This is a genomic window from Bernardetia sp. Wsw4-3y2 (assembly GCF_037126295.1).
Classification (GTDB): domain Bacteria; phylum Bacteroidota; class Bacteroidia; order Cytophagales; family Bernardetiaceae; genus Bernardetia.
On the sequence record NZ_CP147017.1, the window covers coordinates 3,433,750 to 3,454,211 of the forward strand.

Annotated in this window: 20 protein-coding genes; 11 read left to right on the forward strand and 9 right to left on the reverse strand. The window is 31.9% G+C overall.

What is annotated here, in order from left to right; all coding sequences use genetic code 11:
- The first annotated feature begins 118 nt into the window (after positions 1–118).
- Both V9L05_RS13920 and V9L05_RS13925 read left to right on the forward strand, forming a co-directional pair.
- Complete coding sequence (locus V9L05_RS13920) at positions 119–2,053, forward strand: fumarate reductase/succinate dehydrogenase flavoprotein subunit (RefSeq protein WP_338812500.1); 1,935 nt, start codon at positions 119–121, stop codon at positions 2,051–2,053.
- A gap of 86 nt (positions 2,054–2,139) precedes the next feature.
- Entirely contained in the window at positions 2,140–2,910 is a 771-nt protein-coding gene (locus V9L05_RS13925) for a succinate dehydrogenase/fumarate reductase iron-sulfur subunit (RefSeq protein ID WP_338792638.1), read from the forward strand.
- A 107-nt stretch (positions 2,911–3,017) separates the two neighbouring features.
- On the opposite strand, the gene V9L05_RS13930 is transcribed toward V9L05_RS13925, so the two are convergent.
- A complete protein-coding gene (locus V9L05_RS13930; protein WP_338812501.1) occupies positions 3,018–3,566 on the reverse strand; it encodes an acyl-CoA thioesterase in 549 nt (182 codons plus the stop codon).
- 308 nt (positions 3,567–3,874) lie between these two features.
- Here V9L05_RS13930 and V9L05_RS13935 point away from each other — a divergent pair, with 308 nt between their 5' ends.
- From V9L05_RS13935 to V9L05_RS13960, 6 genes are all read left to right on the forward strand, one after another.
- The gene (locus V9L05_RS13935; RefSeq protein WP_338812502.1) at positions 3,875–5,704 is read left to right on the forward strand and encodes a tetratricopeptide repeat protein; all 1,830 of its coding nucleotides are present in this window, start codon (positions 3,875–3,877) and stop codon (positions 5,702–5,704) included.
- 12 nt (positions 5,705–5,716) lie between these two features.
- Positions 5,717–6,283: a Crp/Fnr family transcriptional regulator gene (locus tag V9L05_RS13940; RefSeq protein WP_338792634.1), complete on the forward strand. Its 567-nt coding sequence runs from the start codon at positions 5,717–5,719 to the stop codon at positions 6,281–6,283.
- Positions 6,284–6,364: 81 nt separating this feature from the next.
- Positions 6,365–6,817, forward strand: coding sequence for a hypothetical protein (locus tag V9L05_RS13945; RefSeq protein ID WP_338812503.1), 453 nt, complete (start codon positions 6,365–6,367; stop codon positions 6,815–6,817).
- A gap of 98 nt (positions 6,818–6,915) precedes the next feature.
- Positions 6,916–7,497 (forward strand): tRNA-(ms[2]io[6]A)-hydroxylase, encoded by a 582-nt coding sequence (locus V9L05_RS13950; RefSeq protein ID WP_338812504.1) that lies wholly within the window; start codon positions 6,916–6,918, stop codon positions 7,495–7,497.
- A 39-nt stretch (positions 7,498–7,536) separates the two neighbouring features.
- A complete protein-coding gene (locus V9L05_RS13955) occupies positions 7,537–8,157 on the forward strand; it encodes a hypothetical protein (RefSeq protein ID WP_338812505.1) in 621 nt (206 codons plus the stop codon).
- Positions 8,158–8,159: 2 nt separating this feature from the next.
- Positions 8,160–8,534, forward strand: coding sequence for a hypothetical protein (locus tag V9L05_RS13960; protein ID WP_338812506.1), 375 nt, complete (start codon positions 8,160–8,162; stop codon positions 8,532–8,534).
- A 1-nt stretch (position 8,535) separates the two neighbouring features.
- Here V9L05_RS13960 and V9L05_RS13965 read toward each other — a convergent pair whose 3' ends face one another.
- Positions 8,536–9,345: an SGNH/GDSL hydrolase family protein gene (locus V9L05_RS13965; RefSeq protein ID WP_338812507.1), complete on the reverse strand. Its 810-nt coding sequence runs from the start codon at positions 9,343–9,345 to the stop codon at positions 8,536–8,538.
- A 208-nt stretch (positions 9,346–9,553) separates the two neighbouring features.
- Positions 9,554–9,736 carry a hypothetical protein gene (locus V9L05_RS13970; RefSeq protein WP_338792626.1) on the reverse strand — a complete coding sequence of 61 codons (183 nt, stop codon included), beginning with the start codon at positions 9,734–9,736 and terminating at the stop codon, positions 9,554–9,556.
- Positions 9,737–9,877: 141 nt separating this feature from the next.
- On the opposite strand from V9L05_RS13970, the gene V9L05_RS13975 reads away from it, so the two are divergent.
- Entirely contained in the window at positions 9,878–10,240 is a 363-nt protein-coding gene (locus V9L05_RS13975) for a hypothetical protein (protein ID WP_338812508.1), read from the forward strand.
- Between the two features lie 130 nt (positions 10,241–10,370).
- Entirely contained in the window at positions 10,371–11,477 is a 1,107-nt protein-coding gene (locus V9L05_RS13980) for a chorismate mutase (RefSeq protein ID WP_338812509.1), read from the forward strand.
- Between the two features lie 84 nt (positions 11,478–11,561).
- Here V9L05_RS13980 and V9L05_RS13985 read toward each other — a convergent pair whose 3' ends face one another.
- The 4 genes from V9L05_RS13985 to ruvA all read right to left on the reverse strand — a co-directional run bounded on the left by V9L05_RS13985 (position 11,562) and on the right by ruvA (position 16,994).
- Positions 11,562–13,634: an insulinase family protein gene (locus tag V9L05_RS13985; RefSeq protein ID WP_338812510.1), complete on the reverse strand. Its 2,073-nt coding sequence runs from the start codon at positions 13,632–13,634 to the stop codon at positions 11,562–11,564.
- Positions 13,635–13,780: 146 nt separating this feature from the next.
- Positions 13,781–15,121 (reverse strand): pitrilysin family protein, encoded by a 1,341-nt coding sequence (locus V9L05_RS13990; RefSeq protein WP_338812511.1) that lies wholly within the window; start codon positions 15,119–15,121, stop codon positions 13,781–13,783.
- A gap of 139 nt (positions 15,122–15,260) precedes the next feature.
- The gene (locus V9L05_RS13995; RefSeq protein WP_338812512.1) at positions 15,261–16,250 is read right to left on the reverse strand and encodes a LysM peptidoglycan-binding domain-containing protein; all 990 of its coding nucleotides are present in this window, start codon (positions 16,248–16,250) and stop codon (positions 15,261–15,263) included.
- Positions 16,251–16,409: 159 nt separating this feature from the next.
- Positions 16,410–16,994 (reverse strand): Holliday junction branch migration protein RuvA, encoded by a 585-nt coding sequence (ruvA, locus tag V9L05_RS14000; protein WP_338792620.1) that lies wholly within the window; start codon positions 16,992–16,994, stop codon positions 16,410–16,412.
- A 244-nt stretch (positions 16,995–17,238) separates the two neighbouring features.
- Between ruvA and V9L05_RS14005 the strand changes: the two genes are divergently transcribed.
- On the forward strand, positions 17,239–18,147 hold the full coding sequence (locus V9L05_RS14005; protein ID WP_338812513.1) for an NAD(P)/FAD-dependent oxidoreductase: 909 nt from the start codon (positions 17,239–17,241) through the stop codon (positions 18,145–18,147).
- 71 nt (positions 18,148–18,218) lie between these two features.
- Here V9L05_RS14005 and V9L05_RS14010 read toward each other — a convergent pair whose 3' ends face one another.
- Positions 18,219–19,067: a DUF5694 domain-containing protein gene (locus V9L05_RS14010; RefSeq protein WP_338812514.1), complete on the reverse strand. Its 849-nt coding sequence runs from the start codon at positions 19,065–19,067 to the stop codon at positions 18,219–18,221.
- Positions 19,068–19,248: 181 nt separating this feature from the next.
- On the reverse strand, positions 19,249–20,337 hold the full coding sequence (locus V9L05_RS14015; protein ID WP_338812515.1) for an IS4 family transposase: 1,089 nt from the start codon (positions 20,335–20,337) through the stop codon (positions 19,249–19,251).
- Positions 20,338–20,462 lie beyond the last annotated feature (125 nt).

A 20,462-nucleotide genomic window follows, 5' to 3' on the forward strand; every position in this document is an offset into this window, starting at 1 on the left:
TTGAACAAACAAATTATTCAGTATCATAACGTTAAAGAGTTATTTCAGAAGTTTCAATTCTATTTGAACAAACTCATAACAGAAAATGTATTGCTCATAAAATACAAACAAAATAATTATGTCAGAACTCAATTCAAAAATCCCTGAAGGCTCAATCGGCGAAAAATGGGACAAACATAAATTTAATATTCGCCTCGTAAATCCTGCCAACAAACGTAAATATACAGTTATTGTTGTCGGAACAGGTCTTGCAGGCGCAGCAGCAGCAGCTTCTTTAGCAGAACTTGGCTACAATGTAAAAGCATTTACTTTCCATGATAGTCCAAGAAGAGCGCACTCTATTGCAGCACAAGGAGGAATTAATGCAGCTAAAAATTATCAAAATGATGGCGATAGTGTTTATCGTCTGTTTTATGATACTGTAAAAGGTGGCGATTATCGTTCAAGAGAAGCCAACGTACACCGTTTGGCACAAGTAAGTGTAAATATTATCGACCAATGCGTTGCTCAAGGTGTTCCTTTTGCTCGTGAATATGGTGGAATGTTAGATAACCGTTCTTTTGGCGGAGCTTTGGTTTCACGTACTTTTTATGCAAAAGGACAAACAGGTCAGCAGCTTCTTTTGGGTGCTTATTCTGCTCTTAGTCGTCAAGTAGCGACAGGAAAAGTAGAAATGCACACTCGTACAGAAATGCTTGATATCGTAAAAATTGATGGAAAAGCTAGAGGAATTATTACTCGTAATTTAGTAACTGGAGAAATCGAATCACATGCAGGACATGCAGTATTGCTTTGTACAGGTGGTTATTCAAATGTATTTTTTCTTTCTACAAATGCAATGGCGTGTAATGCAACGGCTGCTTGGAGAGCACACAAAAAAGGAGCTTACTTTGCGAATCCTTGTTATACACAAATTCACCCAACTTGTATTCCTGTTTCGGGAGACCACCAATCAAAACTTACGTTGATGTCTGAATCACTTCGTAATGATGGACGTGTTTGGGTACCTCGCAATCCAGAAGACAAAAATAAAAAGCCTTCTGAAATTGCAGAAAAAGACCGTTTCTATTATTTAGAAGAAAAATATCCTACATTTGGTAATCTTGTGCCTCGTGATGTGGCTTCAAGAAATGCAAAATATGTGTGTGATGAAGGTTTGGGAGTGGGAGCAACAGGAAAAGCTGTTTATCTTGACTTTAGAGATGCCATCAAAAGAGACGGACAAAAATATGTAGAGGATAAATATGGTAACTTGTTTGATATGTACAAGCAAATCACAAACGAAGACCCGTATAAAGTTCCAATGAAAATTTATCCAGCACCTCACTATACAATGGGTGGTCTTTGGGTAGATTATAATCTTATGACAAATGTTGATGGATTGTATGCACTTGGAGAAGCGAATTTCTCTGATCACGGCGCAAACCGTTTGGGAGCAAGTGCATTGATGCAAGGTTTGGCAGATGGATATTTTGTTGCACCTTATACAGTTGGAGATTTCTTGGCTACACAGCCTTACCAAATTGAAGATACTTCACACGAAGCATTCGGACAAGCAAAACAAGAAGTAGAAGCAAGAATCAAAAAGGTAATGAGTATCAACGGAAAGCAAACGCCTGACGAAATCCATAAAAAATTAGGTCGCATCATGTGGGATCATTGTGGAATGTCAAGAAATGCAGATGGCTTGAAATTAGCTCGTACAGAAGTTCAAAAACTACGTGAAGAGTTTTGGAATGATGTAAAAGTAGTTGGAACTGAAAATCAACTCAATGCAGAACTTGAAAAAGCACTACGTATTGCTGACTTTTTAGAACTTGGCGAACTAATGATTATTGATGCCCTTGATAGAAACGAGTCTTGTGGTGGACACTTTAGAGAAGAATACGAAATTAATGGCGAAGCAAAACGTGATGATGAAAATTATTCGTATGTGGCAGCTTGGGAATTTCCTAGAGATAGCAAAGGCGAATTTATGACTGGTGATCCAGTTCTTCATAAGGAAGAATTAGTCTTTGAAAATGTCAAACTTACTCAACGTAGTTATAAATAATAGTTTTTAATCCTCAACGACGGCAAAGTCTCGTTGACGGTTGAAAACAAGTAACAACTTTCAATTAAATAGAAATACATAAAATTATGGCAGAACAACATAATTCATATAAAATAAAAGTTTGGAGACAAGCCAATCCAAAGTCGAAAGGCGAGTTTAAAAACTATAAATTAGACGGCGTTTCGACAGACATGTCATTTTTAGAAATGATGGATATGCTCAATGAAACGCTTGTGCGAAAAGGCGAAGACCCAGTAAGTTTTGATCACGATTGTCGTGAAGGAATTTGTGGTTCTTGTGCTATGTACATCAATGGACATCCTCACGGAAATGTAAGAGGTGTTACTACGTGTCAGTTGCATATGCGTTCTTTTCCAAACAATACGACCATTACTATTGAGCCTTGGAGAGCAGCAGCTTTTCCAGTTATTAAGGATTTGACAGTAAATAGAAGTGCTTTTGATAGAATCATTCAAGCAGGAGGATACATTTCTGTAAATACAGGAAATGCTCGTGATGCTAATGAAATGCCTATTCCAAAAGAAATTGCAGATGAAGCATTCGAAGCAGCAGCTTGTATTGGTTGTGGTGCTTGTGTAGCAGCGTGTAAAAATGCCTCTGCAATGCTTTTTGTTTCGGCTAAAGTTTCACAGCTTGCACTTCTTCCACAAGGAAAAGCAGAAGCTCAAAAACGTGCTGAAAATATGGTTGCTCAAATGGATGAAGAAGGTTTTGGCTCTTGTACAAACACAGGTGCATGTTCGGCAGAGTGTCCTAAACTTATCGGACAAGAACATATTGCTCGTCTGAATAGAGAATATTTGACTGCAAAAGTTACTTCTGATTTTGTGAAGTAGTAAATCTATTGTTGGCGGAGACACCAACAACGGCAAGCTAACATCATTAGAAGATAAATCCCAATACAGAGCAACTGTATTGGGATTTTGTCTTATATAGTATAAATTTACTTTTCCTCTACGCCTTCAGGATTTATCTTAAAGAAAAGTGATTTTAATTCTGTTGCATCTTCTGGTTTCATTCTTCCTGCCAAAACTAAACGAAGTTGGCGACGACGCAAAGCACCATCAAAAAGCATAATTTCTTTCTCTGTTTCGGGTTCTAGCTCAGGAACATTGATAGGATTCCCCATTTGATCGACAGCTACAAAAGTCAAAAAGGCTTTATAGGCTAATTTTCGTCCAGAACCTTCCAAAATATTTTCTCCATACGCTTCTACATATACTTCCATCGAAGAATTAAAAGCACGACTGACATGAGATTCTAATGTAACCACACCACCCAAAGGAACAGAAGCCTCAAATGAAACATTATCAACAGAAGCCGTAACAACAACACGATTACAATGTTTTTGTGCTGAAATAGCTGCTGCAATATCCATCAAATGCATAAGTCTTCCACCCATTAAATTATTTAGTGGATTGGTGTCATTTGGTAAAACCATTTCGGTCATTGTAACATACGATTCACTCGCTTTTTTTGACTTAGGGGGCATAAGAATAAATTTAGAAATATGAATTTAGATTTTAGAAGTCAATACAAAATAAAAAGTAATTTGAAAATGTATTTTCTCTGTGTTTTCTGTGAACTCTGTGTTTAATAAAGTATAGTGACTACAAAAGTAAGCAACAATAGTTGTTATAAGGCGTTAAAAAAAATAAATTCTTAAATAACGAATCATTTATTTAAAAAATAAGTCGTGTTTTTGTGTAAATTTATAAAATGTAGCCTATGTAGCTTACACTTTAGTGTGCGAAAATGTACTATAGACTTTAGTCTATGAAATAATGAAAAATTCTATCTATGAAAAAATATAATTCTATCAAACTATTTCTATCTGTATTATTAATTACTTTTTCCTCTTTCTCTCTAAATGTTTTTGCTCAAAATACACAAGATTTGGCATTGGCAGATGAATATTATGAACAAGGAGAATACGAAAAAGCGATTCAGTATTACGAAAAAATAGCTAAGAAAAATCCGTCAGCTTCTTATATTTACACTAATTATTTGGATGCGATGTTACGTTTGGAACAGCTAAAAGATGCAGAAAAATATATTGAAAGATGTTTGAAAGATAGACCTTTAGATCCAAAAATGAATATTGACTATGCTAAACTTCTTTTACAGAAAAGAGAAGATAAAAAAGCAGATAAACACTTCGACGAGTATATAAACTCCATCAAATCAAATTCTCATCTGGCTCGTGTGGCTGCTCGTGTTTTGGCACATGAAGGTTTTTATCAATATGCCGAAAAACTGTATTTGCAAGCACAAAAAAATACGCAAGAAAATTATGATATGGATTTAGGACTCCTCTATTTAGCGATGGGAAAACCTAAAAAAATGGTAGAACAGTTTTTGATTTTACTAGAAAAACAGCCGAATGATGCACCTTATGTTCAACATCTGTTACAATCTCGTTTGTCGGAAGATGAAGAGTGGGATATGGTAGAACCGATGTTGTATGAAGCTGTACAAAAATACCCAAGCAATGAAGTTTTTAGTGAAATGCTCGTTTGGTATTTTCTTCAAAGAAAGAATTTCATGATGGCTTTTACACAAGCAAAGGCATTGGATAGAAGAAATAAATCAGAAGGCGTAAAGATTATGGAAATCGGAATGCTTGCCTACAATAATGAAGAATGGAAAAGTGCGATGACCATTTTTGGACACTTGACAGAAAATTATAAAGGAAGATTGATTTATTCGCAAGCTAAACATTTTTTGATGGAATCTAAGGAAGAATATATCAAACATCAATTTCCTATCGATAAAGAACAGATAAAATCGTTGGTTAATGATTACGAACAAACACTTGTAGAAATAGGCTGGAATCCAAGTACAGCAAAATCGGCTCGTAACATGGCTCTTTTACAGGCTTTTTACCTCAATCAAAAAGATGTTGCTATAAATACGCTCAACAAAATCACAGAAATTAGAGGTGTTCCTCATCAGCTTTTAAGTCAAGTAAAATTGGATTTGGGAGATATTTATGTTTTGAAAAATGAACCTTGGGAAGCAACTTTATTATATTCACAGGTAGAAAAAACAGAAAAAGAAACGCCTTTAGGTTACTCTGCCAAACTCAAAAATGCTAAACTTTCCTACTTTAATGGAGACTTTAAATTAGCAAAAGCACATTTGGATATTTTAAAATTGGCTACCTCAAGAGAAATTGCCAACGATGCCATGGATTTGTCTATTTTGATTCAAGACAATACAGGTTTGGATTCTTCTGAAACAGCAATGAGAGAATATGCAGCTATTGATTTGCTTATTTTTCAACAGCAATATGAAGATGCTTTATTAGCTTACAAAAAATTGCGTTCTCACTTTGACGGACATTCTTTAACAGATGAGATTTACTGGAAAGAAGCAACTATTTTACAAAAAATGGGGCGTTTTGAAGAAGCAGTCGAAAAACTAAAAACAGTCTTAAAAATCAATCCAACAGATATTTTTGGCGATGATGCAAATTTTCTTTTAGGAAAAATTTATGAAGAAAACCTAAAAGACCAAGAAAAAGCAGAAGAATATTACAAAAAACAACTTGTAGATTATGCAGGAAGTGTTTATGTAGTAGAAGCTAGAAAACGCATCAGAAGATTGAGAGGCGAAATTATAAATTAGGAAAGAATAAAAATGATTGAGATAAAAACATATTTTCAAAAACAGGTAGATATTTCTGAAAAAGATTGGGAAATATTTTCTTCGAAATTAATAAAAAGAGAGTTTTCAAAAAAAACTAATTTACTCAAAGTAGGACAAATAGAAAATTATCTTTCTTTTATAGAAGCTGGAATTATCCGTTTTTATATTCCAAAAGAAACAGAAGATTTTACATTTGGATTTGCATTCCAATCTAACTTTGTGAGTGCTTATGATTCTTTTATAACTCAAGAAGTTTCTAGTTATGAATTAGAAACACTATCAGATACAATTCTTTGGAGTTTGACTTATCAAGATTTACAACAAATTTATCAGCAAACTCAAATTGGAAACAAAATTGGAAGACTAGCGAGTGAAGAGCTTTTTTTGAAAAAATCTAAACGAGAATTATCCTTACTGAATCAAAGTGCAGAACAGCGTTATCTAAATCTGTTTACAGAACAACCTCATTTATTGCAATTTATTCCTTTAAAATATATTGCTTCTTATATCGGAATTACGCCACAGGCACTCAGTCGAATTCGCAAACGTATTTCTTAACTTAGGTTCATTGTCTTAGCTATTTTAGATAGTGATATTTGTCAAAACTTAAACATTTATCATAATCTAAATACTATATCTATGAAACCATTAGTAATTTTACTTGTCGTTTTTGTGCTTTCAATTTTTGTTATACGATTTCTTAATCAAAAATATGATGTTGTTTTGGCTGCACGAATAGCCATGTGTGCCATGTTGTGCTTTACTGCCATCGGACATTTTGCTTTTACAAAAGGAATGACAATGATGCTGCCACCTATAATTCCATTTAAAACAGAATTAATCTATTTTACAGGAGTAGTAGAAATTATTTTAGGCATTGGATTGTTAGTTCCTAATTGGAAAGTATATTCAGCATGGATTCTTATTGTCTTTTTTGTAATTTTGCTTCCTGCAAATATTTATGCAGCTATCAAACAAGTTGATTTACAAAAAGCTACTTTTGATGGCTATGGATTATCTTATTTATGGTTCAGAGTTCCGTTACAGTTATTATTTATTGTTTGGGTATATCTGAGTTCTATAAGGTTTTAACTATCTACTATTTTTAATTGTCTGACACTTGAAAGTGCTTTGACAATTTTACAAGAATATAATTCACAATTCATCATTAATAATTCATCATTCAAAAAATGCTTCATCTTCAACTCCCAACCGACCCACGCTGGACAGAATTAGCCCAAGAAAGTATCGAAGCTATCTTGACAGACCACGCTTATTGCGAACAAAAAGCAGCTTCTTCTTGTATTTCTTTGATTGTAACATATAATCATTTGCCAAAACTTGTCGATACACTCTCGCCAATCGTTGCTGAAGAATGGACACATTTTGAAATGGTTTTGGAACAGCTTCGCAAAAGAAACCTAACTTTTGGAGGAAAACGAAAAGATGAATATGCACTCAAATTACGCAATTTCATGGTAAAAGGAGGAAGCGAAGAAATGCGTCTTTTGGATAATCTTTTGGTAAATGCGCTGATAGAAGCACGTAGTTGTGAGCGTTTCAAAATGCTTTCAAATACGATAGAAGACGAAGAATTAAAGAAATTTTATCGTGAACTAATGGTTTCAGAAGCCCGTCATTATACTGTTTTTATTAGTTTGGCGAAAGAATATTTACCAAAAGAAAAAGTAGATAAACGCTGGCAAGAATTTTTGAATTATGAATCTGAAATTATGGAAAGTTTAGAACTTCGTGGGGATAGAATGCACTAAATATCTTAATTGTGAATGATGAATTGTAAATTTTGAATTATGGAAATAGGTTATTTATTAATGGGAAAAAACCATCCTACTAGCAAAATTATAAGTAATTATAAAGGTGTTTTTCGGTATAATGCATTTAGATTTAATCCTATTCCAAATGAAAACGAAGAAGAGCTTGAACTATTTATAAAACACGTTAATTTATTACCTACTGATAAGAGTGAAGATAATGACTTTTTATATGATATAGATGTTGCTAAAAGCCTAGTTGAAGAGTATAAAAAATTTGGAAAAGATTTTTATTTGATGGCTTGTATTGATGTATCTGACAAAGATGAAACGATACTAGATTCTCAATACAAGTTTCTAGGATATGATATTTGTGATAGAGCGTTTCAATCTTTACTTAGAATTGAAGGATATACACCAACTAATAAATCTATTCAAGATTTATCAGATGATATAGAAGATAAATATTTGCTAAATTTTGTTCATACAAAACTTTTTTCAAATTTACTAAATGAAAATGAGTTATTTAATTCTCGCTTAGAAGCTAAAGCTCTTATACAAGAAAGAAAACTCTTGATCGAAAAATATCCAGAGTTTGATACTATTCATACAGATATATTCTCTATCTATAAATTATATGAAGTTTTATCAAAGAATTAAAAATGTATAGCGACAGATATAATTATTACACAATTCAGAGTGATTTGAGATTTACTCAAAATATTGATACAAAAAAATTCATAGATATTATTTTAGAAACAGGTTTTCTCAAAGAGAAAGACCACCAAACATTTATAAATAATGAAAAAATTCCTTTTATGAGTTTATTTATCTGTAAGGTGGAAGGTGGGGGATTTGCTCCAAGTAGGGAATTACCTAAAAATATCAATCTAATTTCTATCGTTTGTACTAAGAGTAAAGAAATCAATCAAAAGATATATACTGATATATTGTTATCTATTTCAACAAAAATTGGTTGGAAAGTTTTCTTAGAAGAGGATGAAAACGGAAATGAATTTGTGGAAATAGTCGTTTAATCTATTTATTATCCGAACCTTCTGAAACAGGTTTTTCTAATAAAATTTTATGCCGAGATTTATTCATAATCCAAGTAGCAATCGTATCAGCCCAATATCTTGATGATTCTCGTGTTGGGTGTGCGCCATCTCTTTCTCTATCAAACTCTAAATCTTTGGATAAGAAAAAAGTGTTTGAAGGCATATTTCGCTCAATAATTTCATTAATTCCTGTATCGTCTTTCCAGTTTGGAGGACCTACCCAAATAAAAGGCGTATCGCCAGCTTGTGCAATAATATCTTGAATATCTTTTTCTCGTTCGTAAATATCAGTTCTGAAAAGTTCGTTTGCTCCTAGCGTAAAAATCACAATTGTAGGCTTGTAAATTTCTATCAAACTCTTCAAGCTATCGGTTTTACTCCATTGAATGGTGAGCGAACTGTACCAAATTCTACCTTTCAAATAATGATTATTATATTCTGCATAACTTCGAAAAGCTAAATATAATCCTTCTGACATAGAGTCGCCAGTCAATAAAATACGCTGTGCCGATGTATCAATGCTATTTTTGCGAGCTAACTCTAAAGAGTCGACAATAAAAAAGGTTTGTTTGGCTAATTGCTTATACAAAAAATCAGTCGAAGGAGGCGTAAATAACTGTTTTGAATTTGGTTGTTTAATAGACAAATCAAAATCTATAGGTTTTTCATAGCTATCCATTGCATACAAACCCAAAATGACACACAAAACAACCAACCACACAGAAAATAAATTGTATAGATTAGAAGTAGAAGACTTTTTTTGAGGAGAAGGGGAAAGAAAATCAGACAATTTGATGAAAGCAATTTAAGTATAACAGACTTCCCAGTCTGTTCAAAAGAAACAAAAAGAGAATCAATAAACTGAATGTTTTCTAAATTCTCTTAGAAAGTTCAAATTTATCAATTCTCTTATCAAAAAGCTATATTTTTTTATAGAAATACTGCTGTAACTCTATTTATTGATGTTTTAATGTAGCAAGCACCAACAAAAATACTTTCTAAGCAGAAATATTCATATTTTTATTGTGAAAAGACTGCCAAACATTTTCTTGATCTGCAAAAAGAACTTGATTTAAAGGACTTTTAGAAAGCCATTTTTGTAGCATTTGAGATTCTTTTTCAGTAATTTGTCCACTTAATTGTTTGGTAATGAGCTGAAGATACTTTATTTTTATTGGCATGATTGAAACAGATTTTGAAAATAATAAAAAGTAAGAAGGAATATAATTTAGTTGATATAATGACGAGTAAAACAAGAAATTGCCCTATTTGTCAAATTTTAAATTATGTTAATTTATGTAGTAGCTAATTTTAATTAAATAATGAAAGATTCTGAAAACGATGCTTTTCAAACAGCTCATCTCACTAAAATAATTGATAAAAATGGAGAACTTATCTTTGTTCAAATTTCGGCTTCCCTTTGGAAAGAAATAGAATCAAAAGTAGAACCACTTGTTTATCAACAGCTTAAAGAGCAATTCAAAAAAGCACAAAAACAAAAATTGGATGCTGAAAGAGAAGAGTTTTCTCCCTTCGAACATATAGAAACACTGCAAGCCGAGCAATTGAATAATGACACATTTATAAAAAAACGTTTCAAGAACAGTACGGAACAATCGCAACAAGTGCAGCAATATTTATACGCTTTACAGCAAAAAATAGCCGAACATAAACCTGTAAAATAATTTTTTTTAACACAAAATTATTCTCCTTATTCATCTTTGTTCAAAAAATCATTTTGACTACCTTTGAACTTTATTTTAGAATAATTACGTTGTTGTTTGTATTTAATCAGACAACTTTATTTATATATTTATGGAATTTGCCCCTTTATCATCGTGGTTTCCAAATAATCCTAATTGGAATACTACAGATCATCCCTTGTTTATTGCTGGTCCTTGTAGTGCCGAAACGCCTGAACAATTAATGGAAACTTGTCAAGAAATAGCTAAAAATGACAAAGTTCAAGTCTTGAGAGCAGGAATTTGGAAGCCTCGTACACGCCCAAATAACTTTGAAGGAGTCGGGAAAATTGGTTTAGAATGGCTTTTAGATGTCAAAAAAGCCACTGGAAAACTTATCACTACTGAAGTTGCCAAACCCAAACATGTAGAAGAAGCTCTAAAACATGAAGTAGATATTTTATGGATTGGTGCAAGAAGTGTTGTAAATCCGTTTACAATGCAAGAAATTGCTGATTCTTTGAAAGGAGTTGATGTTCCTGTTATTGTAAAGAACCCAATTAATCCAGATGTTGCACTTTGGATGGGTGGAATTGAGCGCATTCATCAAGCAGGAATAAACAAAATGGCAGCTTTGCATCGTGGTTTTTCAAGTTATGGAAATACAAAATACCGTAATGAACCGATGTGGCAATTAGCTATCGAAATAAAAAGTAAATTACCTACTTTACCACTTCTTTGCGACCCTAGTCATATTGGAGGAAAACGAGAATTGATTTATCCACTTTCTCAAAAGGCAATGGATTTGAATTATGAAGGTTTGATGATAGAAACACACCGTAGTCCTGATGAGGCTTGGAGCGATGCTTCTCAACAAGTTACACCTCAACGACTTGCCGAAATTTTGGATAAACTAGTTATCCGTACAGGAAATTTAGAAACACTTGAAAAAGCAGGCTTATCAGATAAATTACAAGATTTGCGTAATCAAATTGATAAAATTGATAGAGAAGTTGTTGAAAACTTTGTCGCTCGTTTGGAATTAGTTAAACAAATTGGAGATTATAAAAGAGAGAATAATTTACCTATTTTCCAATTAGATCGTTGGCAAAAAGTGTTTGAAAGCCGTCCTGAATGGGCAGAAACAATGGAAATTAATCCTGATTTTGTTTCAGCTATTTTCAAACTTATTCATGACGAATCTATACGTATCCAGACAGAACGAAAAGAAGATTTCTAAGAAAATCTAATTATATAAAAAATGCGTCATTGATATAATTTTATTAATCAATGACGCATTTTTTATGTTTCAATTTATATAATGCTATTCTACCATAAATACTTTAGCATCAATAGTAGAGTTGAATTCTACTTTTTGTACATCAACTGTATATGCTCCTTGTGGAGAATTAACTTCTGTTTTATAAGCTACTAAAAGACCAGTATTTCCTACTTTACGATAATCTTTTATCATTATTTCTCCTCCTGCAGTTACTTCTTTAATTAAAAGTCCTGTTTTAGGGTCAAAATATTGTAAACGTTCGCCGTAATCTTTGTGAGTAACTTTAACTTCAAAGACAGATTTATCTTCTACTACTTGCGCTCCTACCAATTCAATAGAATAACCATTTGATTTATCATACTGAACATAAGGATTAATAAAGGTTTGTTCTTTAATGCTATTAGTTTGTGTAGCCGTTAATTCTTGTTTTTGTCCTTGTGTTACTACATAGGCTTTTTTGCCATCATAGACTTGTTTTATTCCACTTTTAGGAACTTCTAAAGCTAGTTTTTGCTGGTTTTGAATGAATAATTTTTGCTCTATTTGCATTCCTGAAACATTCATTACTTGTTCTTTTTTCATTGAAGTAACTTCATTCCATTTTTTACCTCCAATTTTAGTTAAATAGTTTTGGATTACTTTATCAGCTGTCATTCCAATCAGAATGCGTTGGTCTGCTTGAGCTGCCATTTCTCCAAAAGCATCATAAATTTGAATATTTCCAAAGGGAGCTAATTTTTCTATCAAAATACTTTGGTCACCTACTGCTACAATTGTTATATTTTCAGGTTTGATATATTTTTTGGCTGCATTTTGAATATCTTCTACTGTTACAGCATTTATTTTCTGAATATAGTTGCTATAAAAATCAGAAGGTAAATTATATCTAGCAATATCAATCGCAAAATTTGCCACTGTTTGAGGATTTTCTAATGAGCGAACAAACGAACCAATCAAACTTGCTTTTACTCTTTCTAATTCAGCCTTAGAAACAGGTTCATCTTTTATACGCTTCAATTCATATAAAAATTGAACCACTGCGCTATCTGTAACATCATTTCTGACACTTGCCGACATAGTAAAAGAAGATGAAAGCTCATCAGGACTCAATGAAGAATATGCTCCATACGTATATGCCTTATCTTCACGAAGATTTTGAATAAGTCTTGCTCCAAAACCACTATTTCCCAAAATTCCGTTCATGAGTCTTGCAGCACCATAATCATTACTACTCAATGGATAATAAACAGGATAAGTAACATTAATCACTGTCTGAACTGCTCCAGCACGATTTGAAATTGCCACTTGTGGTTTTTCAGCAGCTTTTGGCGAATTGTATTTGGTAGTAGGAACTTCTTTTTTCTCCCATTGAGCAAAATATTTTTCTACTTGAGCTTTAGCTTCTTCTACAGTAATATCTCCTACAATAGCCAAATAAGAAACATTTGGACGGAAATAAGTCTGATGGAAATCTTTTAAATCCTCATTTTTGACAGCATTTAAAGTAGTTTCTGTTTCTACTTCTCCATAAGGATGATTATTGCCATAATTTACCTTAGAGACTACATTATTTGCAATTTGCTCTGGACTAGAAGGTAAAGATTGTAAGCTAGATAAAGATTCGGTGCGAACTTTTGCTAATTCTTCATTCGAAAAAGAAGGATTGTAAAGAACATCTGAAAAAATAGAAAGCAAGTTATCTGAATGACGTTTTAAAGAAGAAGCATAAATACCTCTTGAATAGGTAATCAGATTTGCGCCCATAAAATCAATTTCTTCATCTAATTTTTCTTTTGTGCGTTTTTCTGTTCCACGACGAAGCATAGAACCAAACATATTGAGCATTCCGACACGCTTTCCTTCCATAATTGGATTATAATTGACAACTAAAGAATAAGAAACTTGTGGAAGTTTATGGTTTTCAACTACAAAAACTTGTAAGCCGTTTTCTAAGGTAAAGGACTGAGATTTAGCAATTTCTACTTTGCGAGCTTCTCCAGCTTTGGGAGCTTTGCTTCGGTCTAGCTTTCCAGTAGAGCTAGAAGGAACAGGTGTACATTGAGTAAATAAGAATGCCATTAAAACGGCAATACTTAAAATAAATTTATTTTTCATTTTTTTATATTTATGTCGTTGGTTGAGACACTAACAACGGCTAGTTAGATTTTTTTTAACACTGAAGAATGTAAAATCAATAAATTTATGTTTTTAAAAAAATAACATTACTTTTATAGATTTCTTCATAAGTTTGTCTTCTAAATTTATTTCTTAGGTAAATAATGAAGAGTAACTCTATTTTCAGGAACAAGATATTTTTTAGCTGCTTCTTGTATTTCTTCTCTTTTTACCTTCATATAATTTTCAATTTCAGTATTGATAAGATTTGCACTTCCACCATAGACATGGTTATCAGCTAACGTTTCAGCAATTCCTGCAATGGTGCTATTTTGAGTGTAAAAATTAGCTTCAAATTGATTTTTGAGCTTTTGAAATTCTCTTTCTTCAATCAACTCTTCTTTTACCTTTTCATATTCGTTGTTCATTGCTTCTTCTAACTCTAAAGGATTTACTCCCATAGAAGCAATTCCGAATGCAAGAGCAACACTAGGATTTTGCTCTAAATCTAAAGGAAAAGCACCTACAAAAAGAGCTTTCTGTTGTTCATCTTTTACAGACTTTGAAAGCCTTGAACTTTGTCCATCAGAAAGTAATGTAAATAGCATTTTGGTAGCATAATAATCACTTTGTCCACGAGCAGGAACTTTAAAGGCTTGAACAACAGCAGGAAGTTGAATATTATCATATACAGTATCACGAACTTCAGCCATTTGAGGAGGCTCAACAATTTTAGGTTGTTCAACTTTTTTACCTTTCGGAATTCCTTCAAAATATTTTTCTACTAATTCCTTTGCTGTCTTTGCATCAATATCGCCAGCAATACTCACTACAGCATTATTTGGAACATAATATTTTTCATAAAAACTTTTATAATCAATTTCTTCAGCTGCATCTAAATGTTCCATCGAACCAATTACAGAAGATTTGTAAGGATGTTTGGTATAAACTCGTTTCAATGTTTCTTCTAAAATAGAACCATACGGACGATTATCAATACGCTGACGACGCTCTTCTTTTACTACTTGTCTTTGTGTTTCGATGCCTGTGCTGTCTACTCTTGCATGAAGCATGCGTTCAGATTCTAACCAAAGAGCCAATTCTAATTGATTAGAAGGCATTACTTCATAATAAAAAGTTCGGTCGTAAGTGGTATTTGCATTATTCATTCCACCTGAGTTTTCGATATAATCATCAAATTCTCCACGCTTGATATTTTTTGAGCCTTCAAACAAAAGATGTTCGAAAAAGTGTGCAAAACCTGTTCGGTTTGGTTCTTCATTCTTTGAACCTACATGATATAAAACAGTAACAGCTACGAGAGGAACAGAATGGTCTTCATGTAAAATGACGTGTAAACCATTTTTAAGCGTAAATTCTGTAAACTCAATTTTAGAACCGTCTTTAGTGTCTTTTGTATTGCTTGGAATAAAACTTCCAAAAAAAAGTATAAGTAAGACTAAACTAGATAATAAGGATTTTTTCATTTAAATATATGTGCTTATGAGGCATAAGAAAATTAGGAAGATACAAAAAAGCAGTAAAAACTACTCATTGAGTTGTTTCTACTGCCCAAAATTACATAAATTTTATAGAAGTCTTTTTTGAGTAAAAGTTAAGATATATTTATTCTTCCCATTTTAACCAAACAGGAAACTCTTTACTCATTGTTCCTAACTTTCTCCCAGCTTCATGACTAATAATAATAACGACATTTTTGTTTCTATCAATATTCTGAATTTTACCAATAATTTTGACGGTTACAGTTCTTCCAGCACTTTCATTATATACTTTTATGAGAGTTCCTTTAGGAGCTGTTCGGTGCATTCCGACAAGTCTATCACTTTTTAAAGTTACATTACAAACACCTGACTCAGAATGAGGTTTTCCTTTTTTTGCTTGGCTAGTCATAGTGTTTGCACTTGCAACAATCAAAACTTCTTCGATTTTTTCTCCTTTGCCTACAATAATTTTTTGTCCTGCTTTTATTTGTCCAGAAGGATTATCATTTATTTTTTTTAAATCTTCTACACTGACTTTATACTTTTGGGAAATAGAATAAAGAGTTTCTCCATTTGCTACTGTATGATATATATGTTTTAGCTCTTCTTTTTTATTAGGATCTTTGGCTACACTATACGCATTTGAAGGAATGAGATATAAGTCCTGATGAGTGCTTGGATAAGGAATAAGTAATTCTTGTCCTGTTTGAATTTGAGTAGAATAAAGCTCATTGAGTTCTTTAAGCGTTTTTACATCAGTTTGAAACTTTGAAGCAATCGAAAAAAGTGTTTCGTTTGCACGAACTTTATATCCTTTAAGTTGAGAAATTCTATACGTCGTTTGAGCATGTGGAATGTAAATAATTTGACCTATTTTCAATGGATAACGAGCAACTGGATTGAGCGTGATGAGTGTTTCTTTATTTATACCATATTTTCTAGCAATTTTATAAATATCTTCACCAATCGTAACTCTATGTTTAATATATAAATTATTTCCCCTTCGTTCTAAACCAATAGAATCTTTTTTTGATGTAAAAGAAGAGAAACCATACAAAGAAGATGAGGAAAAATGAATAATGAAGAAAATTATAAATAGAATAAAGAATTTCACGTGGTAGAGATTGGAGAATGAGAAAATAGGAATATAATTTTAAAACACAGAGTTTACAGAGAAAACAGAGAATGAAAAATTTCCTTTTTTAATTAGGTTTGATTGTAGTACTTCTAATTTCATAAATCTAATTTCTAAATTTATTAACTGGTAACTGTTTTAGCCTTCTTGCAAACTATATGTAATCAACTCTTCTAAAGAAAGATCTGTGCCGTATTTTTTCAAAATGGCATTTATGGTTCTATCAGCCACTAATTTTGATAAACCTAGACTGGTAAGAGCATTGGATGCTTGTTCTTTTAATGCGCTGCTCATTCCATTTTCATCTTCCAATTGGAAACCTTCTTTTGCTAACTTATCTTTCAAGTCTAAAACCAAACGTTCGGAAGTTTTCTTTCCAATGCCTTTGATTTTCTGAATAACGGATGTTTGATTATTAATAATTGCATTGGCAAGTTCAGAAACGTTCATTGCTGAAAGCATCACTAAAGCAGTATTTCGTCCTACTCCAGAAACACTAATAAGCTGCAAAAACATTTTTTTCTCACTTTCAGTAGCAAACCCAAAAAGCTCTTGAGAATCTTGTGTTACGCTCAAATAAGTGAAAAGTTTGAAAGGTTGTCCTTCTTGAATAATAGAATAGGTTTGAAGTGAAATTTTGACTTCATAACCCACCCCATTAATATCCAAAACGGCTAGTGAAGGTTCTCGCTTTGTGATTTTTCCGTTGAGATAAGCAAACATGGAATAATGATTAGTTCTTAGTGATTAAGATTAATGAAAAAAGAAAATGCTAGTATGATTTTCTATTTCTAATTTTCTAATCAAAGATAAGTAAAAAAGTGATTTTTTAATAGAATAAAATAGAATTTTCAAAAAACAAGCGCATTTAAATGCAACTTTGTTGCATTTAATAAGATAAACTGTATATTTGCAAATGCAATAGTGTTGCATAAATAAAATTATATAAATTTTCAAAGCTTATTTTATGAAAAATAAATCAAATTTTGATGTAATTATTATTGGTGGAAGTTATGCAGGACTTTCAGCTGCTATGGCTTTAGGACGTTCTTTAAGAAAAGTATTAATTATAGATAGTGGAAAACCTTGTAATAAACAAACCCCTCATTCTCATAATTTTATTACTCAAGATGGAAATACGCCCAAAGAAATTTCAGAAAAAGCAAAAGAACAAGTTTTAAATTATCCTACAGTTAGTTTTCTTGAAGGAAAAGCAATTTCTTGTTCTTCTCAAAAAGATAAATACGAAGTTTTTGTAGAAAATGGAAATTCATTTTTCGGAAAAAAAATTCTTTTTGCAACTGGAATAAAAGATATAATGCCTTCTATTATAGGCTTTGCTCAGTGTTGGGGAATATCAGTTTTACATTGTCCTTACTGTCATGGTTATGAAGTAAAACATGAAAATCTTGGAGTTTTGGCAAATGGAGATATAGCTTTTGAAATGGCTAAACTTATCTATAATTGGAGTGAAAATCTAACTTTATTCACAAATGGAAAATCTACTTTGACTGAAGAACAGACTCAAAAACTACACTCTAAAAATATCAAAATAATAGAAACTGAAATTTCGGAATTTGAACATCAAGAAGGACAAATTCAAAATATTATTTTCAAAAACAAGACAAAACACCCAATTTCTGCTATTTTTGCCCGTGTAGATTTTGAACAGCATTCTGATATTCCAAAAGAAATAGGTTGCAAGTTTGATGAGAATGGATTTGTAGAAGTGGATTTGTTCAAAAAAACATCTATAAAAGATATTTTTGCGATAGGAGATGCTACAACTATGTTTAGAGCAGTATCGTTTGCAGTAGCTTCTGGCACAATAGCAGGAGCTGCTATAAATAGAGAATTGATAGATGAGAATTTTTAGATAAAAAAATCCATTCAAGAAAATATATTTTTTGAATGGATTTTAGGATAAAGTAGGATAAAATTCTATTTTTAGTCTAAAACTTCTTGCAATTCAATTCCTTTTAAATTTGAATGAGTTGAAATAATTTCATTGATAAGTGCTACATGACTTGAGCCTAACAAAATCATAACTTTTTCATCTTCTTTTGTAATTTGTTTTTGCATAATAGAAAGCATATATAAATTTCTTCTGTACCATTCAGAAGCCAAATATGCTCCTACAAAATTATCTTTGTTTCCAACTTTAGTAATTATTTGAGTATAAAGAAATAAGTCTTTTTGACGTAAAGCAGGACTATTATTGTAATAGAGAATTTCTTTAAGCGGTTTTTGAGCATCAATTTGAGCATCAAAACCAGTCGAAAATTCTTGAATTACCTGCATAATTTCCTCTTGCAACTCTGTTTGATTATTTTCTTTCGCTACTTGCATCAAACTATCAAAAGGAAAATCTGTATTTGTGTAATCCATTGCATATACTTTTTTATGTCCTAATTTTTTGGCTGCACGAAAAGCAAGTTGAAAAATTTCGTTTTGTTTATAAAATTTAGAGAGTTTCGGATTATCAAAATACGTTCCTGCCAAATACAGAGTATACAAGGAATCTAGTTGTTCCTGTTGGTTGTATTCCCATTCTACAAATATTTTTGAAGGATTATAGACTTTGATTTTTTCAGAAATTTCTTCTAACTCTTTTTGGCTTTTCTCGCTTTCAATATCAAAACTTTTGGTTTTGGCAACATCAGCACCTGGATTATTAAAATGAAATGTTCCGAAAAGAAGCACTTCTATTGGTTTTTCTTGAGTAGTATTTTGAGCAATCGCAGAAAATGAAATACAGAATAAGTAGACTAAAATAGCAAAAAAAGTAGTTTTCATAGCGTAGAATAAAAATAGAAGAGGTAAAATAAAAAATATGATTTGAACAAGACACAATAATAGACTTAAAAATTGGAATAACGTTGCACTACTTTTTTTGATTTCTGTTTTCTTAACACCCTTTTTTATACTAAAGAAATAGATTACTAAAAAATTAAAAATCAGTTGTGTATCTAAATTCTCACTCCATTGACAAAACTTTAATTTTCTGATTGAATTTAGTTTCTTTACTCATTGGATTATTGAGTATTTTTTTGATTTCTAGTAATCCATATCGGAAAAAAGAGTATTCATTGTATCCATTTGAACAGACTCTTATTTTCATTTTTTTATGTTTCCACTCCCCTACTTTGTAACACCAAACAAATGCAATAGAACAAAGAGCAAGTAATTTAGCTATTTTCTCTGGTTCTGTCAATTTTGTATTTTCTAGCTTAAAACCTTGTGTTTTTAGTGCTTTAAACAGCGTCTCTATTTCCCAACGTTGTTTATAAATTTCAAAAGCGTTTTCTAAAAAAACAGGTGAAGCCAGATAAATATATCCTTTTTGTGTTCTACTTACAGATAAATATACCTCCACCCCATTGACTATAAAAACACCCTCTAAATGATACGTTTCTGAAATAGCCAGTCCTCTACACCAGGCTGCAATTGACTTTGTTTTACCTTTTCTAGTCGCTTTAAAATTAGACTTTAGTCGCATTACAAAATCAAAGTTTTTTCCTGATAAATAAGTAAACCATTTTTGACCTACAAACTCTCTATCTGCTACAATAGAAGAAATAGATAGGTTAGGAAAAATAGATAAAAAACGTTCGATTAATTCGATGCGTTCTTCAGTAGAAGAGTTTCCTTTTTTTGGAAAAACAGACCAAATAAGAGGCACTGAAACATTCTTATAAGCTGCTGAAAGTAACAAAATATTTATATTTTTTTTCCCCACTTTCCAATTGGAAAGGTCAAGACATAAAACAATATCCTTCCACTTATCAATACCTTGTAAAGAAACAATTAAACGAGTAATTGCCTTAAAATCAAGGTTATAGTGATTTAAAAAGCGTTCAATACGACGTAAAGAGGAGCTGCACTCTACATTCCGTTCAAAAGCTGTAGCAATTTGAATCAATCCTCCTAAGCCTACTTTTATAACAGCTATTACAAAAAGACCTATAAATTGAACTCGTGCAAAATGAAACTCTGTTAAATGAGAAGATAAAACAGTAACTAATTTTGTAACTTTGCCACTAGAAGCATACTTTGCTTTTGCCATAATTGAGAAAAATTTGTGAGAAAATTTTGTAAGAAACTCAATTATGGCTTTTTTTTATCTTTTTTCAAAATCTTTTGTCAGAGGACTGAGATCTAAATTAAAATATTCTTATTTGTTTTTTCATA